General features: G+C 66.9%; 24 protein-coding genes and 2 riboswitches. Of the genes, 8 read left to right on the top strand and 16 right to left on the bottom strand.

Annotated features, from left to right (window positions below):
* Positions 1–7: 7 nt before the first annotated feature.
* From cobI to GHK24_RS09730, 10 genes are read right to left on the bottom strand one after another with little or no spacing between them, the layout of a single operon-like run.
* Positions 8–841 (bottom strand): precorrin-2 C(20)-methyltransferase, encoded by an 834-nt coding sequence (cobI, locus tag GHK24_RS09775; protein WP_153472681.1) that lies wholly within the window; start codon positions 839–841, stop codon positions 8–10.
* Positions 834–2210 carry a precorrin-6y C5,15-methyltransferase (decarboxylating) subunit CbiE gene (cbiE, locus tag GHK24_RS09770; RefSeq protein ID WP_340666163.1) on the bottom strand — a complete coding sequence of 459 codons (1377 nt, stop codon included), beginning with the start codon at positions 2208–2210 and terminating at the stop codon, positions 834–836. The genes cobI and cbiE overlap by 8 nt, the downstream gene beginning before the upstream one ends.
* A complete protein-coding gene (locus GHK24_RS09765; RefSeq protein WP_153472679.1) occupies positions 2197–3345 on the bottom strand; it encodes a cobalt-precorrin-5B (C(1))-methyltransferase in 1149 nt (382 codons plus the stop codon). The genes cbiE and GHK24_RS09765 overlap by 14 nt, the downstream gene beginning before the upstream one ends.
* Positions 3335–4009 carry a precorrin-8X methylmutase gene (locus tag GHK24_RS09760; RefSeq protein ID WP_153472678.1) on the bottom strand — a complete coding sequence of 225 codons (675 nt, stop codon included), beginning with the start codon at positions 4007–4009 and terminating at the stop codon, positions 3335–3337. The genes GHK24_RS09765 and GHK24_RS09760 overlap by 11 nt, the downstream gene beginning before the upstream one ends.
* 3 nt (positions 4010–4012) lie before the next feature.
* A complete protein-coding gene (locus GHK24_RS09755; protein ID WP_153472677.1) occupies positions 4013–5035 on the bottom strand; it encodes a sirohydrochlorin chelatase in 1023 nt (340 codons plus the stop codon).
* Between the two features lie 10 nt (positions 5036–5045).
* Positions 5046–5924 carry a precorrin-4 C(11)-methyltransferase gene (gene cobM / locus GHK24_RS09750; protein WP_153472675.1) on the bottom strand — a complete coding sequence of 293 codons (879 nt, stop codon included), beginning with the start codon at positions 5922–5924 and terminating at the stop codon, positions 5046–5048.
* 26 nt (positions 5925–5950) lie between these two features.
* On the bottom strand, positions 5951–6850 hold the full coding sequence (locus GHK24_RS09745; protein WP_153472673.1) for an energy-coupling factor ABC transporter ATP-binding protein: 900 nt from the start codon (positions 6848–6850) through the stop codon (positions 5951–5953).
* An 8-nt stretch (positions 6851–6858) separates the two neighbouring features.
* On the bottom strand, positions 6859–7632 hold the full coding sequence (gene cbiQ, locus GHK24_RS09740) for a cobalt ECF transporter T component CbiQ (RefSeq protein ID WP_167682226.1): 774 nt from the start codon (positions 7630–7632) through the stop codon (positions 6859–6861).
* Positions 7622–8062, bottom strand: coding sequence for an energy-coupling factor ABC transporter substrate-binding protein (locus GHK24_RS09735; protein ID WP_153472671.1), 441 nt, complete (start codon positions 8060–8062; stop codon positions 7622–7624). The genes cbiQ and GHK24_RS09735 overlap by 11 nt, the downstream gene beginning before the upstream one ends.
* Positions 8059–8736 (bottom strand): energy-coupling factor ABC transporter permease, encoded by a 678-nt coding sequence (locus GHK24_RS09730; RefSeq protein ID WP_153472669.1) that lies wholly within the window; start codon positions 8734–8736, stop codon positions 8059–8061. Before GHK24_RS09730 ends, GHK24_RS09735 begins: the two co-directional genes overlap by 4 nt.
* 114 nt (positions 8737–8850) lie before the next feature.
* A riboswitch (cobalamin riboswitch) is annotated at positions 8851–9064 on the bottom strand.
* A gap of 110 nt (positions 9065–9174) precedes the next feature.
* Positions 9175–9429, top strand: a riboswitch (cobalamin riboswitch).
* Positions 9430–9628: 199 nt separating this feature from the next.
* Between GHK24_RS09730 and GHK24_RS09725 the strand changes: the two genes are divergently transcribed.
* The 5 genes from GHK24_RS09725 to GHK24_RS09705 are packed head-to-tail and all read left to right on the top strand — an operon-like array spanning position 9629 to position 15470.
* The gene (locus GHK24_RS09725) at positions 9629–11806 is read left to right on the top strand and encodes a TonB-dependent receptor (protein ID WP_340666162.1); all 2178 of its coding nucleotides are present in this window, start codon (positions 9629–9631) and stop codon (positions 11804–11806) included.
* A gap of 1 nt (position 11807) precedes the next feature.
* Positions 11808–13388, top strand: a complete 1581-nt coding sequence (locus tag GHK24_RS09720; protein ID WP_153472667.1) for a PepSY domain-containing protein — start codon at positions 11808–11810, stop codon at positions 13386–13388.
* Complete coding sequence (locus GHK24_RS09715; RefSeq protein WP_153472665.1) at positions 13385–14224, top strand: energy transducer TonB; 840 nt, start codon at positions 13385–13387, stop codon at positions 14222–14224. The genes GHK24_RS09720 and GHK24_RS09715 overlap by 4 nt, the downstream gene beginning before the upstream one ends.
* A 10-nt stretch (positions 14225–14234) precedes the next feature.
* Complete coding sequence (locus GHK24_RS09710; protein ID WP_153472663.1) at positions 14235–15014, top strand: MotA/TolQ/ExbB proton channel family protein; 780 nt, start codon at positions 14235–14237, stop codon at positions 15012–15014.
* Complete coding sequence (locus GHK24_RS09705) at positions 15015–15470, top strand: ExbD/TolR family protein (protein ID WP_153472661.1); 456 nt, start codon at positions 15015–15017, stop codon at positions 15468–15470.
* Positions 15471–15532: 62 nt separating this feature from the next.
* On the opposite strand, the gene GHK24_RS09700 is transcribed toward GHK24_RS09705, so the two are convergent.
* Both GHK24_RS09700 and GHK24_RS09695 read right to left on the bottom strand, forming a co-directional pair.
* Positions 15533–16405 (bottom strand): phosphoribulokinase, encoded by an 873-nt coding sequence (locus tag GHK24_RS09700; protein WP_153472659.1) that lies wholly within the window; start codon positions 16403–16405, stop codon positions 15533–15535.
* Between the two features lie 32 nt (positions 16406–16437).
* Positions 16438–17517: a class 1 fructose-bisphosphatase gene (locus tag GHK24_RS09695; RefSeq protein WP_153472657.1), complete on the bottom strand. Its 1080-nt coding sequence runs from the start codon at positions 17515–17517 to the stop codon at positions 16438–16440.
* Between the two features lie 155 nt (positions 17518–17672).
* Here GHK24_RS09695 and GHK24_RS09690 point away from each other — a divergent pair, with 155 nt between their 5' ends.
* Entirely contained in the window at positions 17673–18593 is a 921-nt protein-coding gene (locus GHK24_RS09690) for a LysR family transcriptional regulator (RefSeq protein ID WP_153472655.1), read from the top strand.
* Between the two features lie 145 nt (positions 18594–18738).
* Here the strand turns inward: GHK24_RS09690 and GHK24_RS09685 are convergent, their stop codons facing one another.
* Positions 18739–20127, bottom strand: coding sequence for a ribulose-bisphosphate carboxylase (locus tag GHK24_RS09685; RefSeq protein ID WP_167682234.1), 1389 nt, complete (start codon positions 20125–20127; stop codon positions 18739–18741).
* 78 nt (positions 20128–20205) lie between these two features.
* Entirely contained in the window at positions 20206–21024 is an 819-nt protein-coding gene (locus GHK24_RS09680) for an HAD-IA family hydrolase (RefSeq protein WP_153472650.1), read from the bottom strand.
* Between the two features lie 356 nt (positions 21025–21380).
* Between GHK24_RS09680 and GHK24_RS09675 the strand changes: the two genes are divergently transcribed.
* Positions 21381–22169 (top strand): SIR2 family NAD-dependent protein deacylase, encoded by a 789-nt coding sequence (locus GHK24_RS09675; protein WP_153472648.1) that lies wholly within the window; start codon positions 21381–21383, stop codon positions 22167–22169.
* On the opposite strand, the gene GHK24_RS09670 is transcribed toward GHK24_RS09675, so the two are convergent.
* Positions 22149–23027, bottom strand: a complete 879-nt coding sequence (locus GHK24_RS09670; RefSeq protein ID WP_153472646.1) for a LysR substrate-binding domain-containing protein — start codon at positions 23025–23027, stop codon at positions 22149–22151. The genes GHK24_RS09675 and GHK24_RS09670 overlap by 21 nt on opposite strands.
* Positions 23028–23117: 90 nt before the next feature.
* Here GHK24_RS09670 and GHK24_RS09665 point away from each other — a divergent pair, with 90 nt between their 5' ends.
* Positions 23118–24197 carry a YeiH family protein gene (locus GHK24_RS09665; protein WP_153472644.1) on the top strand — a complete coding sequence of 360 codons (1080 nt, stop codon included), beginning with the start codon at positions 23118–23120 and terminating at the stop codon, positions 24195–24197.
* Positions 24198–24298: 101 nt separating this feature from the next.
* Here GHK24_RS09665 and GHK24_RS09660 read toward each other — a convergent pair whose 3' ends face one another.
* Complete coding sequence (locus GHK24_RS09660) at positions 24299–24886, bottom strand: superoxide dismutase (protein ID WP_153472642.1); 588 nt, start codon at positions 24884–24886, stop codon at positions 24299–24301.
* Positions 24887–24995 lie beyond the last annotated feature (109 nt).

Below are 24995 nucleotides of genomic sequence, written 5' to 3'. Positions count from 1 at the left end.
GTTGGCGTCACGCAGCGGCTTCTTGCGTGGCGGTGATCGTCGAGGCTTCGTCGGGCGCACCCGCCGGGGCGAGACGCTTGCGGCAGCCGCGACGCAGTTCGCCGCGCGCCCGTTTCGGGTTACGCACCAGCATCAGCGACAGATACGGCAGTGTCGTGCCGGCCAGACTGGCGACGTCGCGGATGATGCGCTCTTCCGGCGTGCCGACTTTCTCGATGAGGCAGCTGGTGGCGAGCAGGTCGCGGCGCGCCAGCAGGTCGAGCACTTCGTCGATGAGCGGCTTCACCTTGAGCAGGACGAGCGTGTCGAAATCGTCGAGCAGATGGTCGATCACCGCGACGCCGTAGGCAGCGGGGATGACGGCCAGCGTTTCGTCCTCTTCGGCGAGCGGCACGCCCGTCGTCGCCGCGGCGGCGGCGAAGGAGCTGACGCCGGCGATGGTTTCCACCTCGATGGCCGGGTTGAGCGCGCGCACGGCACGGGCGAGATGGCCGAAGGTCGCGAAGGTGGACGCGTCGCCTTCGACAAGGAAGACGGCATCGCGGCCGCTGGCGAGCACGTCGAGCGTGCGTGCCGCCGCCGTCGCCCAGGCGCGGGCGAGCACCTGCGCATCGCGCGACATCGGGAAGACAAGTGCCTCGGCGTCGTCCGGAATCGGCAGCCCGCTGCGCTCGACGATGGCAAGGGCGTAGGAGTCGCCCCGACCGCCGCCGCTTTTTTTTACCGGGTACAGCCAGCGTGCGTCGGATTCGAGGGCGGCCCAGGCGCGGCGGGTGATGAGGCCGGGATCGCCGGGGCCAAGGGAGGCGCCGATCAGGCGGCCGTAGCGGGGGTCAGTCATGGGAGCTTTCGGGCGAGGAGCCGGCTTGGGCGCCGACGATCCAGACAGGGTTTTGTGCGGCCAGCCGGTGCATGTCGAGAATCGGCTGGCTGCGTGCGGCTTGCAGCATCACCACGTCCCACGCGGCGCCAAGGCGCGCGAGGGTGGCGGTGGCCGTGGCGAGGTTTTCGAGGGTAACGAAATTCATTACCAGTCGGCCGCCCGGACGCAGGCGCCGCAGCACGGCGTCGATCAGCGTCGTCAGTTCGCCACCGGAACCGCCGATGAAGACGGCGTCGGGCGCCGGCCAGCTATCGAGACCGGCCGGCGCTTTTCCCTCCTGCAAGGTGTAGTTGGTGGCGCGCAGGCGATACGCGTTGGCGCGCGCGTTGGCGGCGTCGGCGGCATTCTTTTCGATGGCGAAGACGTGACCGCGTGGGCACAGACGGCTGGCTTCGAGTCCGACCGCGCCGGAGCCGGCGCCGATGTCCCAGACGATGCTGTCGGCGCGCAGCGCCAGTTTGGCGAGCGAGACGGCGCGCGCTTCGAGCTTGGTGATGAGGCCTTTTTCCGGCTGGCGCTGCACGAAATCGGCGTCTGGAATGCCAAACAGCGGCGGCTCTCCGGCGTGGCGGGGCGCGCACTCCGTGGCGTCCGTTTCCTTCGCTCCATGCCTGCCGGTGGTCGTCGCGCGCCGCGTATCGCGCTCGATCAGGACGACGTTCGGTTGCGGAAATTCGCGCGTCGCGGCTTCCGTCAGCCTGAGGTCGGCGAACAGGGCTTCGTCGGCGAGCGCCAGCCGGGCGGCGACCGACAGGCGAATTTCGTCGCCATAGCCGGCGGCGAGCAGGGCGCGGGCGAGCCGTGTCGGCGTGTTCTCGGGACCGGTGAAAGCGGCTACGCGCGGCGATTCAGCGATGGCGCGCAGCAGCGGGTAGAGGGCGTGTTCGGGGCGTGCAGAGTCGTCCCAGCCGTTCCACTCGCCGCTATTGCCGCTATGGCAGCTGGCGATGCGGTAATCCTGCCAGGGGCGGTGCAGTCGTGCGCAGGCCAGTTGCAGGGTCGAGGGCGCCGGCACGATGCGCAGGCCGTCGGTGCCGAGCTTCGCGACGAGGAAGCGGCCGATGCCGTGGCAGAGCGGGTCGCCGGTTGCCAGCACGACGCAGCGCCGGCCGGCTGCCCGGGCGTCGCGAATCCAGCCGGGAACGTCGCCGAGGGCGCCGTCGAGGGTGCGCCATTCGCGTTCGCCGGGCAGCTCGCGCAAGAGCGCCAGCGTGCGCGCGGCGCCGATGACGAGGTCGGCCTCGTGCAGGCATTGCCGGGCGTCGTCGCCCAGACCGGCGAGGCCGTCGTCGAGAATGCCGAGAATGTTGCAATCAGGCGCCGTCACAGTCGTTCTCCTCGACGCGGGTGATCAGCTGGCCGTCGAAATCGCAGACCAGCACGCTCAGTTGATAAGGGCCCGGATAACAGTCACGCAGACTGTGCATCGCGCGCCGCGCCAGTTCCCGGTGAAAGGCGACATGGCGGCCTTCCTGCGTCAGCCGTTCGGCAGCGAAACGGGCGGTTTCGGCCGCGCGAATCTCGGCGATGAGATCGGCCGATGCGCCGACCGCGCTGGCGCAGTCGGCGAGGATATCGCGGTCGACCGCTTCCTTCCAGGCATGCGTGACCGCCAGCCCTTGCGCCATCTTCGTCAGCTTGCCGACCATGGCGCCGATGTAGATGTGCTGCATGTGCTGGCGGATGGCGGTCTGGAAGGCGGCTTTGATGAAGTCGCCCATCTGCACGAAGCAGGCGTCGGCCAGCGTCGGCAGCTGGCGCATGGCGAATTTCTCGCTGCGCCCGCCGGTGGTGAAGACGACGCTGCGCTGTCCCTGCCGGGCGGCGACCTCGATACCCTGAATGACACTGGCGCGAAAGGCCGCCGTCGAATACGGGCGGACGATGCCGGTCGTCCCGAGAATCGAAATGCCGCCGAGGATGCCAAGGCGCGGATTGAGCGTGCGCAGGGCGATTTCTTCGGCGCCCGGTGCCGCGATGGTGACGTCGAGGCTGTCGCCGCTCGCCAGCAGCGCGGCGCCCTGCCGCCGTACGTTGTCGAGGATGTTGCGACGCGGCACGGGGTTGATTGCCGGGCTGCCGACAGCCAGCCCGAGGCCTTCGCGGGTGACGGTGCCGACGCCCGGCCCGCCGCCCAGACGCACTTCCGACCGCCCATCGGCGACGCGGCGTACCGTCGCCGTCAGGCGGGCGCCGTGCGTGACGTCGGGATCGTCGCCCGCGTCCTTGATGCTGACGGCGCGCGCGGTGTCGCCATCAAGCTCGCCTTCGCAGATACTGAAGGCGATCTCCTGATCGTTGGGCAGCCGGCAGAAAACCTCGTCCGGCACGCGGCCACGCAGCAGGCCGAGCGTCGCCGCGACGGCGGCCGCCGCGGCGTTGGCGCCGGTGGTGTAGCCGGTGCGCTGGCCGCGCTGGCGCGTTGCCGTCGCCTTGCGCAGGCGGGGTGTTTCAGCCGCCATGGCGTTGCCGGTCTTCGGCGAGTGCCAGCAGCGCGTGGATGGCAGCGACGACGAGCGTCGAGCCGCCCTTGCGACCGCGCACGACGATCCACGGCACGAGCGTGCTGGCGGCGAGCAGGTCTTTCGACTCGGCGGCGGAGACGAAGCCGACCGGCAGGCCGATGACCAGCGCCGGTCGCACGTTGTCGTCGCGGATCAGGCGCAGCAGTTCGAGAACGGCGGTCGGCGCGTTGCCGATGGCGACGATGGCGCCGTCGAGTTCACCCTGACGGTGCGCCTTGCGCATGGCCTGAACGGCGCGTGTGCTGCCTTCGGCGTGGGCGCGTTCGATGACGTCTGCGTCGGCGATGTAGTGGCGCGTCCGCAGGCCGAAGTGGGCGAGACGGCTCGCCGACAGGCCGACGCAGATCATTTCGACGTCGGCGACGATAGGCGTGCCGCCACGCAGAATCGCCGACAGGCCGGCGTCGATGGCGTCGGAGTGAAATTCGGCCAGGCCGTTGAAGGCGAAGTCGCCGCTGGCGTGGATCATGCGCCGCACCACCGGCCATTGCGCGGCGGTGTAGGCGTGCGGCCCGGCTTCGCGGTCGATGATGGCGAAGGAGTCGTGTTCGATGGCTTGGCCGGCGGCCGTCATCTGCTCGGTGATCGTATTCGTGCTCATGGTTCAGGCGTGCCGGTGCGGCGTCGTCGTGTGCGGGTGATGATGGTGGGCGTGCCCGGCGTGCTGATGGTCGGCATGCGCGTTGGCGTGCGTCTCTGCGTGCATATCGGCGTGGCCATGCGCCGCGTGCCCTGCTCCGTGCGCATGCGCGCCCGTGTGGCTGTGATCGTGCAGGTGGTCTTCTTCGGCGGCTTGCCGGTATTTGCAGCCGTCGCATTCGAGCAGGCTGCTCGCGGCGTCGCCGTGTTCGAGGTCGGCGGCGAGGTGGGCTGCAAGGCGTGCGTCGAGCAGTGCGGCAATGCGCGGGTCGAAACCGAAGTGCTCGCTGGCGGCGAAGGCGATCTGCGGGTACTGGCGGCGCAGCCGGGCCAGTTGCGCCGCAATGCGCTCGATCAGCACGCCGGTAAAGAGGTACACCGGAATGACCAGAATCTGCGTCATGCCAAGCCGTACCTGGCGCTGCACGACGGTTTCCAGTCGCGGCCAGGCAACGCCGGTGAAGGCGATGTCGACGAGGTCGTGATCGGCGGCCTCGAAGATCCAGCGCGCCATCTTCGCCAGTTCGCCGTTGGCGCCGGCGTCGGAGGAGCCGCGCCCGAGCAGGATGACGCCGGTACTGCGCGGATCGGGCATGTCCAGCGAATGCAGCAGCGTCGTGCGCTGATCCTCAAGGATGGCGAGCACCTCCGGCCCCATGCCAAGGTGGCGCAGACAGTCGAAGCGTACCTCGGGGTGGCGCGCCCGCGCGGCGGCGATGGCGGCCGGCATCTCCATCTTGACGTGGCCGGCGGCGTTGAGGATGAAGGGGATGACGATGACGCGGCGGATGCTGCCGCTGCCGTTGCTACTTTGCGCGGCGCGGTCGAGGCCGGCGTCGAGCAGCACGTCGGCGTATTCGATGAAACAGACGTCGATGCGCCAGTCGGGGTGGCGTTCGCGCCAGAGGGCGGCGAAGCGTTCGATTTCGGCGTTGCCTGCCGGCTGCCGGGAGCCGTGGCCGACGAGCAGGAGTGTCGTGTCGTGCATGGGGAAGTCCTCAGGAGGGATCGGCCGGTCGCGCGGTGTCGGAGTCGGCGGATGCGCTGGCGCGGCGGTGGCCGTGCGTGAACGCGGGGTCGTAGAGTTTCGAGCGGATGACGCTCTCCCAGTTGCCGGCGCCGAGGGTCGGGCTGGCAATGATCATTGCCTGTGTGCCGATTTTTTCGTCCTGGCAGCGGCGTTTGATGTCGGCGAGCGTGCCGCGGACGATCTTTTCGGCGCCCGGCCAGGAGGCTTTCTGGACGACGAGGATCGGCGCTTCTTCCGGCCAGCCGGCGGCGCGCAGGGCGGCTTGCACTTCGTGCAGCAGGGTGATCGACAGGAAGATGCAGAGCGTGCAGCGGTGGGTGGCCAGTGCCGCCAGGTCTTCGCCGGCCGGCACCGGCGTGCGTCCGCCGGCGCGCGTGAGGATGACGGTTTGCGTCACTTCCGGCAGCGTCAGCGTTTCACCGGCGGCTGCGGCGGCGGCAAAGGCCGACGAGACGCCCGGCACGACCGCCCAGGCGAGGCCGGCGGCGGTGAGCGGTCGCGTCATTTCGATCAGCGCACCGTAGAGGCCGGGATCGCCGGTTTGCAGGCGGACGACGGTGGCGTGGCGCTGCGCGTGTTCGATCAGCCAGTCGTTCATCGCTTCGAGCGTCATGTCCTTCGAGTCGCGGATGACGCAGCCGGCGGGCGCAAAGCGCGTCGCGGCTTCGTTGACCAGCGAACCGGCGTACAGGATGGCTCCTGCTTCTTCCAGCAGTCGCCGCCCCTTGAGGGTCAGGAGTTCGGGGTCGCCGGGGCCGGCGCCGACGAACCATATCTTGCCGGGCAGGGTTGGCGCGGCGGTTTGCTCCGGGGCGGGCGCGGTGGTTGAGGTGTCTGGCGGTGTCATGACGTGTGGGAGATGGGCGGTGGAGTTCAGACGCTGGCGGTGGATGGCGCATTGCTGCGCAGGCGTTCCAGTCGGGCGAGCAGATCGCTCAGGCAGGTGGCGGCCGGCGCGCTGGCCGGCAAGACACCGTGCGCGACGAGGGCGCGCTGTACGTGGATGACGTCGGGTAGACGGAGGCCGGCGGCGGCGAGCGCGTCGGCGTGCTCGGCGAGCGAGGCAGTGGCGAGTGTGGCGGTGCAGCGTCCGGCAGCCATCAGGTGAATCTGGTCGGCCCAGCGATAGGCGAAATCGATGTCGTGCGTCGCCAGCAGGATGGTCATGCCGTCGTGATGCAGGCGTTCGAGCAGGGCGAGCAGGTCGTCCTGCATGCGTGCGTCGAGGCCGGCCATGGGTTCGTCGAGCAGCAGCACGCGCGGCTGCATGGCCAGTACGCCGGCGATGGCAACGCGCTTTTTCTGGCCGAAGCTGAGGTTGTGCACCGGCCGCTCGGCCAGCGTCTGCATGCCGACGGCGGCGAGCGCCGCGTCGACGCGCGCGCTGACGGTCGCCGTATCAAGGCCAAGGTTGAGCGGGCCGAAGGAGACGTCTTCGCGCACGTTGGCGGAGAAGAGTTGATGCTCGGGGTTCTGGAAAACGATCCCGATGTGCGTGCGGGCGGCGCGCAGGCCGGCGCGTCGGTAGTCGAGCGGCGTGCCGGCGTAACGCACTTCGCCCGCCTCGGGGCGCAACAGGCCGTTGGCGTGCAGGAAGAGCGTCGTCTTGCCAGAGCCATTGGCGCCGATCAGCGCGTTGCGGCTGCCCGACTGCACGCTCAGCGAACAGCCGTCAAGGCCCGCCGTGCCGTCGTCGTAGCGATAGCGCAAGGCGTCGAATTCGAGCAGGGGGCCGTTCCGTGGGGGGATGGGCGCGGCGCTGCGTGAGTTCATGCGCGTGCTCATGCCGGATGCCAGCGTGCAGCGATGCGGGCGCTGGCGGCGAGGGCGATCAGGGCCAGCCCGGCCAGGGCGGCAATCGTCGTGTCGCGTCGGGCGTGCCGGAAGGGGGGGGCAAGAAAGCGCAGCGGGCCGTCGCCGTTACGTGCCTCGGCGGCCAGATGGAGGGCGTGCGCGCGTTGCCAGATCTGACCGACGAGGCCGGCCAGCAAGAGCGCCGAAGAGCGTAGCGCCAGACGCGGGGCGGCATAGCCCAGACGTGCCGCCTGCGCGGTATGGATGTCGCGCAGGGCGGCGCTGAAGACGAAGAGTGTGCGGTAGCAGAGCACCATGATGTCGAGCAGGATTTCCGGCATCTGCAGGCGTCGGAGCAACGCGATCAGGTCGCTCAGCGGCGTGCTGAGGACGAGGAAGAGCAGGGCGGCGAGCGCCGTCAGCGCGCGTGCGCCAGTTTCGAGCGCCTGCGTGCGGCCACTGGCGCTGGCGGCGAGCGAGAGTCCGCCGCTGTCGCTGTCAAAATTAAGTGAGTAGGTGAGCGACAGGCAGCCGATGGCGAGAAAGCCAAGCGCCGGCGCCGCCACGCGCAGGTACAGGCGGGGCGCGATGCCGGCGCCGACGAGGGTGACGAGCGCGAGGCAGGTGGTGACGGCGGCCGCCTGCCAGGGCGTCGCGGCGGCGAGAAAGGCCGCCACCAGCCCGCAGCCGGCGAAGAGGGCCTTGGCGCCCGGCGTCACCGTGCGCCAGCGGTTGGCATAAGCGGCCTGCTCAATCAGCACGGGCGGCAGGCTCCCCGGTGGCGCGGGCGTCGGCAATTGGCACTTCGTCGGCGGGTGCCGCCGCCGCCGAAACCCTCTTCGCGCCTGATGGTGTTTCCGCCTTCGCGTTCGCTGCTGCCGTGCGCGCCGCTTTTTCGCGCGTGACCGAGACGCCGAGGTAGTAGCCGATGAAGCCGGCGCCGAGCGCCGCTTGCAGGGCAAAAAGGAGCGAGGAAATCTCGTTGCTGGCCGGCTCCAGCAAGGGAGCAAACCACGGCTGATAGTGCGGGTCGATGGTGCCGATCAGGTCGCGCGCCTTGTCGTCGGCGCCGGTGAAGAGGTCGGCCGTCTTGCCTTCGGCGTCGGCAGCGGGTTTCGGCACCAGCCAGAGCGGCAGGGCGACGAGGAGGATGACGGCAATCAGCAACAGCAGGTTCTGGCGGTGCTTCATGCCTGCGACTCCGCCTGGCCGGTGACGCGCAGTTCGCGCAATTCCTGCGGATTGAAGCGCGCCAGCGCGTTGAAGATGAGCACCGTCAGCAGTCCCTCGCTGATCGCCAGCGGCACTTGCGTGACGGCGAAGATTCCGGCGAACTTGGCGAATGACGCGGCCATGCCGCCGACCGGGTCGGGGAAGGCCCAGGCCAGTTGCAGCGAGGTGACGACGTAGGTGGCAAGGTCGGCGAGGCTGGCGGCGAGGAAGATCGACAGCGCAAACGGCGCACCCAGCCCTTTCGTCAGGCGAAAGACGCCGGCCGCAGCGAAGGGGCCGACGATGGCCATCGAGAACAGGTTGGCGCCCAGCGTCGTCAGGCCGCCATGCGCCAGCAGCAGCGCCTGGAAGAGCAGGACGACGGCGCCAATCGGTGCCATCGCCGCCGGGCCGAAAAGAATCGCGCCGAGGCCGGTGCCAGTGGGATGCGAGCAACTGCCAGTGACCGACGGCAGCTTCAGCGCCGAGAGGACGAAGGTGAAGGCAGCGGCAACGCCGAGCAGCATGCGCAGTTCGGGGCGGGCGCGGATCGTCCGCCGGATCGAAACAATGCCTGCGGCGACGAAGGGCGCCGACGCCAGCGCCCAACCCAGCGCGTGCTCGACCGGCAGAAAGCCCTCCATGATGTGCATGACGTCCCCTCGGAAGCGGCAAAAACGGATACCAGCGGGGCGGATCGTAAGAAGGGCTGGGCGAACGGCGCGCGCAGCAAATCATCACAACCGTTCTCGTCACCCCGGAGAATGGTGCTACGTAATCATCGGGCCGGTCTTCTGGCTTGCCTTCATCCTTCCCCGCCGGCCTTCCCGTGCATGTGCACAGTGGCGAATGGCGGAGTCGTCCGGCTTACAGCAGCGGGGGCTGCGCCGGACTGTCCGAGCGCGAACTCAGAGTCACCGGCTTCCCGTTTCACCGGCTCCACGGACGTGGAGCGCGGCACCCGAATGGTCGCGGATGATAGCCCAGTCGTTGCGCGGCCGGCAATGTCAGCGGCGTGTTGCCCCTCTCGGGCGCATTTACGCGTACTATTCGTGCCCACTCGGGATAGCCCGCTACGCAGCGTGGCTATTCCGGGTGACGTGATCAAAGGTGTCCGGCGGCCACAACCGCCGGGTGAAACGGGAACGAAGTCACGGCCACTGGCCGCCAAGCTTCGGCTGCCCCCGCAACGGTAAGCACGTGCGGACGCATCACGGCGTTTCCTCCCCGGAAATGCCAGCCACTGAAACCTCGGACCTCTCCAGTCGTTGTGGAGGGGACAGTTTTGGGAAGGCGATGCCTCAAGACGTGTGAGCCCGGAGACCGGCCTTTGATCGTGCGATGACGCGCTGCCTGTGTTGGTGGCGCGGCATTAACCAGCTTCTGGCCGCGGGGTTGCGGATAGAGCCGAGTCATGACAGGGATTTCCGTTGCCGCCAAGCGACGGGGCGGGCGCGTTTGCGCCGTGCCCGCGCTGCGCCTGTGCCCTGTAGTGCCTGCTCCTGATGCCCGGCCAGTCGTTCTTGACCTTCAGGAGTGTTGCTCGTGTCTTTTCGTCGCCGCCGGGTTCCCGGCCATCGTTGTTTCCCCTCGGCTTCTTTCCGTTTCACCCCGTCCGCCGGTCGTGGCGGGCGTTTGGGCGTCTCTCCCGTATCGCTGGCGCTGGCGGCGGCCTTTGCTGCCGTCGGCAGTGCTCATGCGCAGACGCAGTTGTCGACCGTCGAAGTCAGCGCCAGTCAGGATGTCGCGACGCTGGCGCTGGATCAGGTAAGCCTGACCGGTTCGCGGACCGGCATCGCGACGCGCGATCTGCCGGCCAGTGTTGACACTATCGATAGCGTTGCCATGCGCGAACGCGGCGATTTTCAGGTGCGCGAGGCGATTACCCGCAGCACCGGCCTGACCGATACCGGCTCGGGCGGTAATGGTGGGCTGTCGTTTTCCAGCCGGGGTTTTTCCGGCACCAACTCGGTCGGTATCGCCGAAGACGGCGTGCGTTTGCAGACCGGCGCGGGCACGCAGAATTATCCCGGCAGCGCCTGGGGCTACGAGCGCGTCGAAGTGCTGCGCGGGCCGGCGTCGGTGGTGTTTGGCAGCGGTACGGTCGGGGCGACGGTCAACGCCGTGCGCAAGGCGCCCAGCCGGCAGGCGAGTCTCGAGACGTTACTGGGTGTCGATAGCGAAGGCGGCACGCGCGCCGGCGTCGGTGCGACGGGCGCCGTTGGCGAGATCGGCAGTTTTCGCCTCGATGCCTACGGCACGGCCAGCCCCGGTTATCGCGATCTTGGCGATTCGCGCGGCGGCAAGCTGATGAGCACTCTGCGCCTGCAGCCGTCGAGCGACGTTCGCCTCGATCTGATTGCCGACTACAGCATGCAGCATCCCGAGCGTTACTGGGGCACGCCGACCAACAACGGCCACATTGAGGAGTCGCTGCGCCGCGAAAACTACAACGCCGATAACTCGAACATCCGCTACGAAGACAAGCGCCTGCGCCTGCGTGGCGAGTGGCGCGTCAATGACGGCCTGACCCTGAGCAACGAGCTGTACACCCTGCAAGCGACGCGTCTCTGGCAGAACATCGAGAACTACCGGCTCAATCCGGCGCTGGGTACGGTGGCGCGCAGCGATTACCTGCACATCGAACACGAGATGGCGCAGACCGGCAACCGTCTGGAAGCGGCGCTGCGCCATGACGGTCATGCGACGGTTCTCGGCTGGGAAACGGCACGCGTGAATTTCCGCCACATCAACAACTCACCCTACAGCGGCTCGTCGGTCGTCAGCGCCAGCAATCCCGATCACGGGAACTGGGCGAGCGCCGATCCGACGCTGCCGCGCTACGAGACGGCAACGACCTTCAACGCCTTCTATGCCGAGGACGCGTGGACTCTGAGCGAGCGCTGGCTGCTGCTGGCCGGCGCGCGTCGCGACCTGGCCGACATCTCGCGCAGCGATCTCGTCGGTGGCGGCACTGGCCTGACGACGACGCTCGCCGGCAATGCCTATCGCCTCGGGCTGACGTTCCGCGCCACGCAGGCGACTTCGCTCTACGTGCAGGCGAGCACCGGCAGCGATCCGGTGACCAGTCTGGTGAGCATGAATCTCGCCAACCGCTCGTATCGCCTGACCACCGGCCGGCAGATCGAGGCCGGCATCAAGCAGAGCTTTGCCGAGGGGCGTGGCGAGTGGACGGCGGCGGTCTACCGCATCAAGAAAGACGACATCATCACCCGCGACCCCAATAACGCGGCCCTGTCGATTCAGGGCGGCAGCCAGCATTCGCAGGGGATCGAGCTGACGGGCGCCATCTCACCCTGGAAAAACTGGCGCGTCGAGGGCAACTTCACGACCTTGCAGGCGCGTTACGACGAGTTTTCCGAGTCGGTCGGCGGGGTGGCGATGTCGCGTGCCGGCAATCGCCCGACCAATGTGCCGGAGCGCGTTGCCAATCTCTGGGCGCATTACCGCATCGGCGCCTGGCAGGCCTCGCTGGGTGGGCGCTATGTCGGCAAGCGTTACGCCGATAACGCCAATCTCAGCGAATTGCCGGCCTACACGGTGGCCGACGCCAGTCTCGCGTGGACGGTCGACAAACGGACGACGCTGCGTCTCTTCGGCCGTAATCTGACCGACCGCGTGTACGCGACGAGCGCGTACAACAGCCAGTTTGTGCTCGGCGACTCGCGCCGGCTGGAGCTGGTGGCCGAGATGAGCTTCTGACGTGGCCGGGCGCGTCATGCGCTGGCTGCATCTGACGCATCGCTGGCTTGGCGTCGGCCTGGGCCTTGTCGTCCTGCTCTGGTGTGTTTCGGGCGTTGTCATGTTGTTCGTGGCGCGCCCGCAGCTGACCGAGGCGGAGCGTCTGCGCGCCTTGCCGGCGCTGGCTCTGCAAGTGCCTGGCGTGACGCCGCTGGCGGCCTGGCAGGCGCTGGCCTTGCCCGGTTGGCCCGAGGTCGTGCGCGTTAACCGCACGGCCGCCGGGCCGACGTATCACTTTCTGGCGGGCGGTCGCTGGTGGGCTGTGGCGGCTACCGACGGCACGCCGCGTCCGCCGGTGTCGGCTGAGGAGGCAGCGGCCATCGCGCAGAATTTTCTTCTGGCGACGGTGGCGGCCGGGCTGTCGCCGAGCAGCGCACCCGCCAGCGCCGTGGCCGGAACGCCGTTCAGGACGATGGCCGGTGAAAAGGCCAGTGAAGCGGTCGGCGCCACGGCCAACGCAACGGTCGTCGAACTGACGCGCGACCAGTGGACGGTTTACAAGCGTTTCGACGCCTGGCGACCGTTTTATCGCGTCGAGATCGACGATGCCGCCGGGCATGCCTTCTATGTGTCGCAGCGCAGCGGTGAAGTCGTGCTCGATAGCGACGCGCAGGAGCGCGCCTGGAACTGGGTCGGCAGCGTGCTGCACTGGCTGTATTTCACCCCTTTGCGGCAGATGAGCGAACTGTGGCGCGCGGTCGTGCTCTGGTTGAGTTTCGCCGCCCTGCTGCTGGCCCTTGGCGGCCTTCTCCTCGGGATCCAGCGTTTGCGCTGGCGTTCGCCTTATCCGGGCGGGCGGGTATCGCCGTATCGCCATGGCGTCAAGCGCTGGCACCATTGGGCGGGCATCGCCGGCGGGGTGTTTGTCGCGACCTGGCTATTCAGCGGTTGGCTGTCCTTGTCGCCCTTCGGCTGGCTGGCGGGGGGGGCTTCGCTGTCGGCCGAGCAAAAGGTTCTGGCTGGCGGGCCGCTCGATGCGTCGGTGCTGGCGCATTGGCCGGCGGCAGCCGCCGATCCGGCGGTACGCGAGATTCAATGGCAGCGTCTGGGTGGCGCGCCGTATGCCGTGCTGCTCGATGGCAGCGGCAGTCGCGTGCAGTCCTTGCCGGCGGGCGAGGTGACGGCGTTTCTGCCGCGCGCCGATCTGATCGCGCGCGCCCGTCAGTTGCGCCCGCAGGCGCCGCTGGTAGCGGCCGACTGGCTCGACCAGGCGGACGATAACTACTACCCGCTGCGCCATCGGCCGCGCAGCTGGCCGGTACTGCGGCTGCGCTTCGCTGACGCGGAGCACACGCTCGTTTATCTCAACCCGACGACGGCGCACATCGAGGCGCGCGTCGACAGCGCTAGCCGCTGGCATCGCTGGCTCTTCGGGGCGCTGCATCGCCTCGATTTCCCGCCGCTGGCGACCTGGACGCTGGGGCGCGACGTTGCGGTGATCGTCCTTTCTGCGCTCGGCGTCGTCATCTGTGGCGCGGGGTGTGTGCTTGGCTGGCGCCGTCTGCGCCGGCCACGCCAGCCGGTGGCGGGAGGTGCGTCATGAGTTCGCCATGGTCGATGCCCGGCGGGCGCCTGACGCCGGCTCGCGTTCTGGCGCGAGAGGGGGTTGCACGAGGGCGTGGCCGCTGCGCTGGATACGCGAATGGGCGCGCTGATGAGCAAGGTGCTGCACCGGGCGATAGCCACGTTGTTGGGCCTGCTATTGCGCCGGATGCTGGGCACGGCCAGCGCGCGCGTGGCGCACTGCTGGTTGGCCTCGTCGTCGCGCACGGCGCCTTCATTGTCTGGCTGGTCGGTACGCCGCCGCCCGTCACGACGCCTTTACCGCCGCTGGTGGTCGACCTCTTGGTGCCGGAGCATTCAGCGTCGCCGATGCCCGCGCATTCTCCGCCCGCAGCGAGCGCAGCGAATGTGACAACGCGGGTTGCCACTTCTCGCACAACCGTAGCGGCGGTGGCCGTGACGAGCCGTCGGGTGGCAGAGGCGCCGGCGGCGCCGGCGCCTGCCAATGCGACATCCGTCGAGATGGCGGTGTCGGCCACGACGGGCGTCGCTGGGTCTGCCGCCGCGTCAATTGCTGGAGCGGAGGGCGCGTTCAGTCCACCGCGTTTCGACGCGCACTATCTGCACAACCCGCCACCTGTCTACCCGCCGCTGGCGCGTCGGGCGGGCGAGGAGGGCAAGGTCGTGCTGCGCGTCTGGGTCAATGCGCAGGGCGGCGCCGACAGCGTCGAACTGCATGTGTCGTCGGGTAGTTCGCGCCTCGACGAGGCGGCGCTGAAGGCCGTCCGGCAATGGACTTTCGTTCCCGCCAAACGCGGCGACACGCCGGTCGCCAGCCCGGTGCTGGTGCCGATTCTTTTCAGATTGGAGTCTTGAGATGCATGGAATGAGTGGAGAGGCCGCGTCCAACGCCTTTGGCTTCGCGCATTTGTGGGCAGCCGGTGATCTGGCCTCGCATGGTGTGGTTTTCCTGCTGACGCTGATGTCGGTGGCCAGCTGGTATTTCATTTTCATCAAGCTGTGGCAGGGGCGCCAGCTTCGTCGTGCCGCCCGCGCCAGCGGCGCTTTCTGGTCGGCGGCGTCGCTCGCCGAGGGCCTTGAGCGTTTGCGTGCCGCGGGAGGGAATAATCCAAGGGGGACGACGGGTCGGCATGGTCGGCGTAGTCCGTTCGTTCGCCTGCTTGAGGCAGCGTGTCGGCAGCCGGTACGGGCAGGCGATGACGCGGCGGTAACGGCTCCCTTGCAGGCACGCTTCGCGCCGTCCGAGCAGCTGGAGCGTGCTTTGCGGCAGCAGCTTGCCGTCACACAGCTTGGGCTGGAGCAGGGCTTGACGCTGCTGGCGACGATTGGCGCGACGGCGCCTTTCGTCGGACTCTTCGGCACCGTCTGGGGGATTTACCATGCGCTCGTCGCCATCGGCATTTCCGGTCAGACGGCGCTGGAGCAGGTTGCCGGCCCGGTCGGCGAAGCCCTCATCATGACGGCGGCCGGTCTGCTGGTGGCGTTGCCAGCGGTATTCGCCTTCAATGCCTTCGGTCGCGCCAACCGCGTTTTCCTTGCCGAACTCGATGCCTTCGCGGACGACCTGCTGGCGTTCTTCGCGCACGAGGCGACGGCATCTGCAGCGTCCGCCCGTGCGCTGCCACGCATGGCGGAGGGGGCGTAAATGGCGGCGCGTCTGCCCGGTACGCGAAAATTTCAGGCGGCACGGGCACAGCAGACCGCCGCCATGCCGATGGTCGAGATCAACATGACGCCTCTGGTCGACGTCATGCTGGTCTTGCTGATTCTCTTCATCATCACCGCGCCCTTGATGATGCACGCGGTGCCGGTCGATCTGCCGCGCGCGGCAAGTGCGCCCCTGACGGCGCCACCAACGATCCTGAATGTGTCGATTGGCGCCGACGGGCGCATCTTCGTCGGCTCGCAGGCGGTGGTGCGCGGGGCGCTGGAAGCGACCTTCCATGCCGCTGTGGCGCGTGACGAACGGGTCGAAATGCATCTTTTCGCCGATCGCGCCAGCCGCTACGAAATCGTTGCCGAAACCCTGAGCGCCGCCCGTCGCGCCGGCCTGTCGCGGATCGGCTTCGTCACCCGCCCGGAGGCAGGCGCGGCGCCGTAAGCGGCTCTCGCGTCAAAGGGGGCGCCGCACCGCAAACGTCGGCGGGCGGCGCCCCTCAGGCGTCAGAAGGCGCGGCGCTTGCGGTCGAGCAGTTGTAGCAGCATCGGCGTGAAAATCATCTGCATGGCGAGACTCATCTTGCCGCCCGGACAGACGATGGTGTTCGGGCGCGACATGAAGGAGTCTTTCAGCATGTTCAGCAGATAGGGGAAGTCGATGCCCTTCGGGTTGGCGAAGCGGATCACCAGAAAGCTTTCGTCGGGACTCGGGATGTCGCGCGAGACGAAGGGGTTGGAGGTGTCCACCGTCGGCACGCGCTGGAAGTTCACGTGCGTTTCCGAGAATTGCGGCGTGATGATGTTCACGTAGTCGGGCATGCGCCGCAGGATGGTGTCGACCACCGCCTCGGTCGAATAGCCGCGCAGCGCCTTGTCGCGGTGCAGCTTCTGGATCCATTCGAGGTTGATGATCGGCACGACGCCGATGCGCAGGTCGACGTGTCGGGCGATGTCGACGGATTCGGTCTTCACTGCGCCGTGGAGGCCTTCGTAGAACAGCAGATCGCTTGGCGGCAACTCTTCCCAGTCGGTAAACGTGCCTGGCGACGAGCCGAAACGGATAGCTTCGGCATCGTCGTGAACGTAGTGGCGACTGCGCCCGGTGCCCGTTTCGCCGTAATGGCGGAAGAGCTCTTCGAGTTCGGAGAGCAGATTGTTCTCAAGACCGAAGTGGCTGAAATGCTGATTGCCCGACGCGGCCTCTTCCGCCATCCGGACTTTCATTTCCTGCCGGTTGTAGCGGTGAAACGAGTCGCCTTCGACGATGGCGGCGTTGATTTTTTCTCGGCGAAAGATGTTCTCGAAGGTGCGCGTCACCGACGTGGTGCCGGCGCCGGAAGAGCCGGTAATGGCAATGACCGGGTGCCTGATCGACATGCGAGTGTTCTCCTGGGCGGGGGTTCAGAGGGTCAGTTGTCGCTCGCAAACAGCGAGCGGGTACCGAAGAGGGGCGAGCTGTAGGGCTTGTCTTCTCCCCGGTCGTATTCGTCGTGGTAGCGCACGAGGCGCTCGACCTCGGCGCGCGAGCCGAGAATGACCGGCACGCGCTGGTGCAGCGAATCGGGGGCAATCGTGAGAATCTGCTGGCGGCCCGTGGAGGCAAGCCCGCCGGCCTGTTCGATGATCATCGCCATCGGGTTGGCTTCGTACATCAGGCGCAGGCGGCCGGGCTTCGATGGGTCCTTGGTGTCGCGCGGGTACATGAAGACGCCGCCGCGCATGAGGATGCGATGCACTTCGGCGACCATCGAGGCGATCCAGCGCATATTGAAATCCTTGCCGCGCTCGCCGGTCTTGCCGGCCAGACATTCGTCCACGTAGCGGCGTACCGGCGGCTCCCAGAAGCGCTCGTTCGAGGTGTTGATGGCAAATTCACCGGTTTCTGCCGGTACCTTGAGATCGGGGTGCGTCAGCAGGAATTCGCCGATCTCGCGGTCGAGCGTGAAGCCATGTACGCCGTTGCCGACGGTGAGCACGAGCATGGTTGCCGGGCCGTAAATGGCATAGCCCGCCGCCACCTGCTGCGTGCCCGGTTGCAGAAAATCGTCGACCGTCGGTGTTTCGATGTTTCCGGGACAGCGCAGGATCGAGAAAATGCTGCCGACCGAGAGGTTCACGTCGATGTTCGAGGAGCCGTCGAGCGGGTCGAAAACGAGCAGGTAGGCGCCGCGCGGGTTGCCGGCGGGGATCGGGTAAATCTCTTCCATCTCTTCCGACGCCAGCGCCGACAGATGGCCGCCCCACTCACAGTGGTGCAGGAAACTCTCGTTGGCCAGTACGTCGAGCTTCTTCTGTGCTTCGCCCTGCACGTTGTCGCTGCCGGCGTCGCCTAGCACGCCGGCCAGCGCGCCACGCGAGACGCTTTGGGCGATGGTCTTGCAGGAGCGGACAATGTCGCTGACCAGCATCGAAAAGTCGCCGGCCAGCGCCGGGTTGCGGCGCTGTTCCTCGACCAGGAATTTATTGACGTTGGTACGTCCGAATAGCATGCGACAGGCTCCCCGCAAGAGTCGCGCCCGCAGGCGCTAAAAAGTTGTGAAATCGGTGGATACTGCGATGGTTACAGGAGGTTCCCTGTAGTGCAGTGTAAACGCTTTTGCGGCGCCCACGACAGGCGCCGGGTCTTTGTCTGGAAGCTGTAAATATGAGGAATGCAAGCATTCGCAACGCCACGTTGCGGCAGTTGCAGATATTCGCCGTCGCCGCCGCCAATCTGTCGTTCGCGCGTGCCGCCGAGCAGCTGTATCTGACGCAGGCGGCGATCTCCCTGCAAATCCGCCAGTTGGAGGAGGCCGCCGGCGCCGATCTCTTCGAGCGCATCGGCAAGCGGCTTTTCCTCACCGAGGCCGGCGAGACGCTGCTCGAACACGCACGCCATATCCAGCAGTCGCTGCGCGACGCCGATGAGGCGCTGTCTGCCTTGCGCGGTCTGCGTGGCGGGCGGATTGCCGTGGCGGCGGCGAGCACCGCCGAGTATTTCGCGCCGGCCCTGCTTTCGCAGTTTCGCGCCCTGCACCCGGAATTGCGCCTGCGCCTGTTGATCGACAACCGCGAAAACGTTCGTCGTCTGCTGGCGGATAACGCCGTCGACGTCGCCGTCATGGGGCGCCCGCCGGCAGGCCTCGATGTTGAATCGGCCGTACTGGCGCCACACCCGCTCGTCTTCATCGCGGCGGCCGGGCACCCGCTGGCCGGCCGCACGCTGCGTTTCGACGATCTGGCCGGCGAAACCTTGATCGTGCGCGAGACGGGTTCCGGCACGCGTTCGGCGCTGGAGGAGTTTTTCGCGGCGCACGGGAGTCGTCCGCCGATTGGCATGGAGATGGGCAGCAACGATGCCATCAAGCAAGCCGTTGTCGCTGGCCTGGGCATCGGTTTTCTTTCGCGTCATACGCTGGGGCTCGAATTCTCGGCGGGCAAGCTGGCGATTCTGGCGGTTGAAGGAACACCCGTGATGCGGCAGTGGCACCTGATTCGTCTGCGGCAGAAACGCCTGACCCCGGCTATTGCGGCGTTCTGGGAATTCACCCGCGAACGCGCGCCGGCTTATCTGGCGGCTTTGTAGGCGCTATCGTTCCAGTCGGCCGCGGTGCTTTTTCGCCGAAGCCCGCGCCCGCGTGACGCGGGCCGCGCGGGCGGGAGCGGGATCTAGGACTCAATCGCCGGCGGCTATCCGCAGGAACGGCAGTCGCCGGCGCGCCGGGGAACGATCAGGCAGAGACGCCCAGTTTTTCGCGCCAGCCCGGATAGATCTTGTCGGCGTCGAACCAGAACGATTCGAAGGCGCCGGCGAGTTCCTTGTGATCCTTGGCGTAATCGACGAGGTTGATGCCCTTTTGCCAGGCCTCGTGGGCCTGACGCAGCGAGCGCGCGCCGGCGGCACCGCCGTCCTTGTGGCCGAACGCACCGCCACCGGAGGTCTGGATCACGTTGGCGTGGCCGAGGTTGTCGAAGAAGCCGGGCAGGCGCAGGGCGTTCATGCCGCCGGAAATGATCGGCGTCGTCGATTTGAAGCCATGCCATTCCTGGCGGAAGTACGGGCCTTCGGCGACGTCTTGCTCAAGCTGGTAAGCAATGGCGCGGTCAGCCGCTTCGCCTTCCATCTTGCCGTAGCCCATGGTACCGGTATGGATGCCGGAGGCGCCTTGCAGACGTGCCATCTTGCAATGCACGAAGGCGGTGTAGCCGCGCTTGCTTTGCGGGCTGGTGACGGCACCGTGGCCGGCGCGGTGGTAGTGCAGGAACTGGCTCGGGAAGCGACGGCGGCAGGTCGTCACTGCCGTGGCGCCGGCGACATAGCCATCGACCAGGAAGGCGACGTGATTGGCGTTTTCGGCGAAGGTTTCGAGGATGTACTCACCGCGCGCGATCATCTCGAAGGGGTCGTCGGCCGTGATGTTGGCGGAGAAGAGCTTGGCTTCGCCGGTGCTGTCCTGGGCGCGGCGCATGGCGTCGGCGACGAGGCGGATGGTTTCCTTGAGCGGCGCGAAAATCTGGTTGCCTTGCGGTTCATCGTTCTTGATGAAATCACCGCCGAGCCAGAATTCATGGCAGGCGTCGGCGAAAGGCTGCGGCCGCAGACCGAGCTTGGGCTTGATGATGGTGCCGACGATCATGCCGCCGTTGTTGAGCGGCCGGCCAAGGACGCGCCACATGTCGCGGATATTCACTGCCGGGCCGTCGAAGAGTTGCAGGTAGGCCGGCGGCACGTAGAAGTCGTGCATCTTGGCGTATTCGACGTCGCCCATGCCCTGGTTGTTGCCGATGGTCAGCGTCAGGAACGAGGCGATCATCGCGCGACCGTCGGTGATATTCCGGTCGAACAGCGCCACCGGGTAGGCGATCTTCATCAGGAAGTCGCCATCGGGCCGCGCCGTCACTTCATAGACCAGCGCGTCGACGCCGCGCGTGAAATCGTCGGTGGTGCTGACCTCGACATTGGTGCCGGTCGAGGATTCGGCGGCGAAGTGAGCGGCCGTCGCGACGGGCTCGTAACCGGCCTTCGGTTTGAAGTGATAGGCACAGAGAACGTGGCCGCCATCGCGGATCAGGTCTTCTTCTTTGAGTGACAGGTTGGCGTAGCGGTTGGATTGGTCCACGGTGCGTTCTCCAGGGTGAAATTGAATCGGAAGTGATGAGGTGGGTGGGCGTATCGGCTCAGTCTTTCGCAGAGGACTTCATCGTACGCTTTCGGCATGCCAGCGGCGCAGGTCGGCGAGTGTTACGGCGTGGTCGGCTGGCGGAGTTCCGGCGAGCGCCCGCGCGCCCTCAGACGGAGCCGGATCGCCGAGGCCATCGAGCACGGTGCGGGCGCCGCTGAAGTCTTCGCCGATCGATCCGGCGTGTGCTGTCACGACAACCGGCAGACCCGCCGCCCGTGCGGCGGCAACGCCAATCGCGGAATCCTCGATGGCGAGGCAGGCCTCGCTCGACAGGCCGAGTTCGGCAAGTACCCATTGGTAGATGTCGGGAGCCGGCTTCTTGCGTGCCACGCTGTCGCCGGCACCGATGACCGCGAAGCGCTTTTCGCCCCCGGCGCCCAGTTGGGCGCGCAGCAGGGCGTGAACGTTGGCGAGCGTGGTGGTCGTCGCAATGGCTGCCGTCAGTCCGGCGTCGGCGATCTCGTCGAGCAGGCGCCGGATGCCCGGCCGCAGCGGTGTCGCGCCGGCGGCGGCCCGTGCAGCGTAGTGGCGCGTTTTTTCCTGATGCAGATGGGTGATGAGCTCGGCGAAATCGGCGCGGGCAGCGACGTCCGGGTGTTGCGTGCGGGCGTAATGGATCATCCGTTCTTTGCCCCCGGCGATGGCGAGCAGCCGCAGGTACTCGGGCGCCGACCAGTGCCAGCCGAGTCCGGCCTCGGCAAACGCCTGGTTGAAGGCGGGCAGGTGGCCGTTCAGTTCGGTATCGGCGAGCGTGCCATCGACGTCGAAGATCACCGCGCGTAAGTCAACCGGCGTCGGAGCGGCGTCGGCGGGTGCGGTGGGAGTCGTGGGCATCGGTATGGTTGCTCAGGATGAAGGCGTTGGGGAGGAGTCGGAGGATTCGACAGCGCTGGGTATGGCTGGTGTTGCTTGTCTTTATGCCTCTGTCTGATGTTGCGCTACAGCGTAAGCGGCAGTCTAGGTGAGGGCGGTGTTTATTTAAAGTTAATGTTAATGTTTATTTGATTAAATAAAACTTATCAATTGTTGGCAGCTGCGCTCGGCGGCTTTCGAGTGAGGTGATCGGGCGGACGTTTCTGCGGAATTTTTGTCTCTCTCCTGCGGCTATGTTGGGCGTTGGTCGTGCAAAAGCTGCGGTGTCGGTGCGGAGTGGCGCGATAATCTGCGCCTTTTCGTCCTGAGGGACACTGATGTCGTTGAGCGAAGAAACGAGCGCCATGCTCGATGCCGTGGCTGCCGAACTGGCGCGCGCGCGGAACATTCTGTTTATTACCGGTGCGGGCATTTCGGCGGATTCCGGCTTGCCGACCTATCGCGGTTTCGGCGGCCTCTACAACGACGAGGTGACGACCGACGAGGGGCTGAGCATCGAGGAGGCGTTGTCCGCCGAGGTGTTCGCCGTGCGCCCCGACATCACGTGGAAGTACCTCGCGCACATCGCGCAGGTCTGCCGTGGGGCCAGGCCCAACGCGGCGCACCGCGCCATCGCTGCCATCGAGGCGCAGCGGCCGGGAACGACGGTACTGACGCAGAACATCGACGGCTTGCATCGGCTCGCCGGTAGTCGCGCCCTGATCGAGATTCACGGCAATCTGCAACACCTCTCGTGTACGGACTGTACGCATCGTGAGCCGGCGGGGGATCTGGAAGGGCGGCCGTTGCCACCGCGCTGTCCGGTCTGCGGCGGCGTCTTGCGGCCGGATGTCGTTCTCTTCAGCGAAGCCTTGCCGGAGAAGGCGTTGCGCCAGTTGTCGGCGGCCGAGGAACGCGGTTTCGATCTGGTGTTCAGCATCGGGACGTCGAGCATATTTCCCTACATCGCACAGCCGGTCTTGCTGGCGCGTGCGACGGGCATTCCGACCGTGGAAATCAATCCGCACCCGACGCGGCTGACGGGGCGTGTCGATTACCCGCTGGCGCTGGGCGCGGCGGAGGCGATGCGCGAAATCCTCAGCCGCTCAGGTGTCGACGCCGCATAGCGCGAGCACTGCCTGAATGCCGCGGGTGCGGTGCTTCTGCGCATGGATGGCGATGCGCAAGGGGCGTTCGAGGTCGAGAAAGGGCGTTTCTACCGGCGCCAGCCACCCCGCCTGAAAGGCGTCGCGCAGTTCGAGCGTCGACAGGCAGCCGATGCCCATGCCGAGACGGACGCATTGCCGCACGGCCTCGGGTTGTTCGAGTTCGAGTGCGATGTGCGGTGTGATGCCGGCGGCGGCCAGGGCGCGGTCGATGTGTTCGCGCGTGCCCGATCCCGGTTCGCGGGTGATCCAGCGGGCATCGCGCAGGTCGTCGGCTGTCGCCGGGCGGCGCGTGAGCGGGTGGTCGGCGGCGGCGAAGACGCGCAACGTATCGTTCCGCCAGGGGAAGTAGTGCAGGCGGGGATCGTTCGCCGCGCCTTCGATGAAGCCAAGATCAATGTCGAAGGCGAGCAGGCGGGCCAGCACCTGATCGGTGTTGTGGCGCGAGATGTGCACCGTGCCAAGCGGCTCGCGCTGGCCGAGTTCGGCGATCAGCGCCGGCAGCAGATGGTTGCCGATGGTCACGCTGGCGCCCAGGCGAATATCGAAACTGCGCCCGCGCGTGGCGGCGATGCTTTCGATATCGCCCGCGCGGTCGAGCATCTCTTGCGCCAATGGCAGGATTTCGCGCCCGTTGTCGGTGAGTGCGAGGCGGCGGCCGCTGCGGTGAAAGAGCGGGGCACTTAACTGCTGTTCGAGATCGGCGAGTGCCATGCTGGCCGCGGCCTGACTCAAGGCGACCTGTTGTGCTGCGCGCGTGACCTGCCCTTGGCGGGCGATGGCGACGAACACTTCGAGTTGGCGCAGGGTGATCTTCATCAGCAAAACCTTTTTTATCTATAAAAATTATACGTTTTATTGATTGATCGGCCGCCACTAGCATCGCGTTTTTGTGTGAGGCAAGAGCGTATGTCGGGCGAACGCGGGGTGTGGCCGGGGCTGCTGCTGTTGCTGGGGCTGGTCGGCGTAGCGCTGTTTCTTGGCGCGGACGCCGATTGGCGTCGCTTCGGTGCGACGCCCCTGACGCTGGCGATGGCTTTTGGCGCCGCTGCCGGCAATCTGCGGCCGGCAGTGGCGCACGGCCTGTGTCGGCCGGGCATCCGCTTCGCCCAGCAGCGCCTGCTGCGCCTCGGTGTGGTTCTCTATGGCTTCAACCTCAGTTGGCAGGAGTTGGCCGGGATCGGTCTTTCCGGAATTGGCATCGACGTCTTCATGGTGGTGACGACGCTGGGGCTGGGCGTTCTCGTGGGGACGCGCTGCTTGCGGATGGAGCGCAACGCAGCGCTGCTGATCGCCGCCGGTAGCGCAATCTGTGGCGCAGCCGCCGTGGTCGCGACGCTGCCGGTATTGCGCCTGCGCGAGGCCGAACAGGCGCGCCACGCGGCGACGGCGGTGGCGACCGTGGTGCTCTTCGGCACGCTGTCGATGTTGCTCTATCCGGCGCTGTTTGCGCATCTGGGCAGCGCGACGGCGCCCTTTGGCGTCTACGTCGGTTCGACGGTGCACGAGGTGGCGCAGGTGGTCGTCATCGGCAATGCGATCGGTGGCGATGCAGCGAAGAACGCGCTCATCGTCAAAATGGTGCGCGTGCTGTTGCTGGTGCCCTTTCTGCTTCTCTTGAGCGTCTGGCTTCGCCGCGAGCGGGGTGCCTGGAGTGACCCCCGCGCGCAGGGCAACGACGCGATGGGGCGCGTCGGCGACATTCGCGTGCCGTGGTTCGCGCTCGGCTTCGTTGCCTGCGCGATCCTCAATTCACTGGGCGTCTTGTCGAATGGGCTGCGAGGGCTGGCGCAGATGTCGGCGACACTCTGCTTGTGTCTGGCGATGGCGGCTTTCGGTCTGGAGACGACCTGGCGCCTGCTGCGTCAGGCCGGGCTGCGGCCCTTGTTGCTCGGGGGCGTGCTATTTGCCTATCTGGTCGGTGTGGGTGGCTGGATCAACCTGCATCTGGCGGGGGCGTTGCTGCCCCTCATTGCCGGCAGTGTCTGAAAAAAAGGGAGCCGAAGCTCCCTTTTTTGTTCAGCTCACTCGCCGGTGGGGCACGCAGGTGCGTTAAACCGCCCGCGAGTGAATCGCTGTGGATTTGCTGCTCAGGCGGCGAAGTTCTTGGCGGCGAAATCCCAGTTCGCCAGATGCGCGAGGAAGGTCTCGACAAACTTCGGGCGGGCGTTGCGGTAGTCGATGTAGTAGGCGTGTTCCCAGACGTCGATGGCGAGCAGGGCGGTGTCGGTCGTCGTCAGCGGTGTGCCGGCCGGGCCGGTATTGACGATATCGACCGAGCCATCGGCCTTCTTCACCAGCCAGGTCCAGCCGGAGCCGAAGTTACCGACGGCTGAGGCCTGGAAAGCCTTGCTGAATTCGTCGAAGGAGCCCCACTTGCGCTGGATCGCGTCGGCCAGCGCGCCCGTCGGGGTGCCGCCACCGGCCGGTTTCAGCGAATTCCAGAAGAAGGTGTGATTCCAGACTTGGGCGGCGTTGTTGTAAATGCCGCCGGCCGGCGCTTTGCGCACGATGGCTTCGAGCGGCAGCGATTCGAACTCGGTGCCCTTGATCAGGTTGTTGAGGTTGGTCACATAGGCTTGATGGTGCTTGCCATAGTGGTATTCGAAGGTTTCCGCCGAGAGGTAGGGAACGAGCGCGTCTGCAGCAAAAGGAAGGGCGGGCAGGGTATGTGCCATGGTGTTTTCTCCGTGATGAAAATGCGTGGTGTACGGTGGATCGGAAGGAAGGCTTTCGGGGGGCGGGCGTGGCCGGAGGCGCTGGCGGGCCGTTCGTCATCGACGGCGG

It is taken from the genome of Rhodocyclus gracilis, from assembly GCF_009617575.1.
GTDB classification, from domain to species: Bacteria; Pseudomonadota; Gammaproteobacteria; order Burkholderiales; family Rhodocyclaceae; genus Rhodocyclus; species Rhodocyclus gracilis.
This window is presented reverse-complemented; position numbering and strand designations above follow the sequence as displayed.

Bases quoted from the DNA above. Each gene is read 5' to 3' on its own strand.
- GHK24_RS09710 (WP_153472663.1), top strand. From the start codon at position 14,235: ATGAGTGGAGAGGCCGCGTCCAACGCCTTTGGCTTCGCGCATTTGTGG.
- GHK24_RS09675 (WP_153472648.1), top strand. From the start codon at position 21,381: ATGTCGTTGAGCGAAGAAACGAGCGCCATGCTCGATGCCGTGGCTGCC.
- GHK24_RS09745 (WP_153472673.1), bottom strand. From the start codon at position 6,850: ATGAACTCACGCAGCGCCGCGCCCATCCCCCCACGGAACGGCCCCCTG.
- GHK24_RS09715 (WP_153472665.1), top strand. From the start codon at position 13,385: ATGAGTTCGCCATGGTCGATGCCCGGCGGGCGCCTGACGCCGGCTCGC.
- GHK24_RS09735 (WP_153472671.1), bottom strand. From the start codon at position 8,062: ATGAAGCACCGCCAGAACCTGCTGTTGCTGATTGCCGTCATCCTCCTC.
- GHK24_RS09660 (WP_153472642.1), bottom strand. From the start codon at position 24,886: ATGGCACATACCCTGCCCGCCCTTCCTTTTGCTGCAGACGCGCTCGTT.
- GHK24_RS09760 (WP_153472678.1), bottom strand. From the start codon at position 4,009: ATGAGCACGAATACGATCACCGAGCAGATGACGGCCGCCGGCCAAGCC.
- GHK24_RS09700 (WP_153472659.1), bottom strand. From the start codon at position 16,405: ATGTCGATCAGGCACCCGGTCATTGCCATTACCGGCTCTTCCGGCGCC.
- GHK24_RS09680 (WP_153472650.1), bottom strand. From the start codon at position 21,024: ATGCCCACGACTCCCACCGCACCCGCCGACGCCGCTCCGACGCCGGTT.
- GHK24_RS09695 (WP_153472657.1), bottom strand. From the start codon at position 17,517: ATGCTATTCGGACGTACCAACGTCAATAAATTCCTGGTCGAGGAACAG.
- cobI (WP_153472681.1), bottom strand. From the start codon at position 841: ATGACTGACCCCCGCTACGGCCGCCTGATCGGCGCCTCCCTTGGCCCC.
- GHK24_RS09670 (WP_153472646.1), bottom strand. From the start codon at position 23,027: ATGAAGATCACCCTGCGCCAACTCGAAGTGTTCGTCGCCATCGCCCGC.
- cobM (WP_153472675.1), bottom strand. From the start codon at position 5,924: ATGACACCGCCAGACACCTCAACCACCGCGCCCGCCCCGGAGCAAACC.
- GHK24_RS09705 (WP_153472661.1), top strand. From the start codon at position 15,015: ATGGCGGCGCGTCTGCCCGGTACGCGAAAATTTCAGGCGGCACGGGCA.
- GHK24_RS09730 (WP_153472669.1), bottom strand. From the start codon at position 8,736: ATGCACATCATGGAGGGCTTTCTGCCGGTCGAGCACGCGCTGGGTTGG.
- GHK24_RS09665 (WP_153472644.1), top strand. From the start codon at position 23,118: ATGTCGGGCGAACGCGGGGTGTGGCCGGGGCTGCTGCTGTTGCTGGGG.
- GHK24_RS09690 (WP_153472655.1), top strand. From the start codon at position 17,673: ATGAGGAATGCAAGCATTCGCAACGCCACGTTGCGGCAGTTGCAGATA.
- GHK24_RS09755 (WP_153472677.1), bottom strand. From the start codon at position 5,035: ATGCACGACACGACACTCCTGCTCGTCGGCCACGGCTCCCGGCAGCCG.
- GHK24_RS09765 (WP_153472679.1), bottom strand. From the start codon at position 3,345: ATGGCGGCTGAAACACCCCGCCTGCGCAAGGCGACGGCAACGCGCCAG.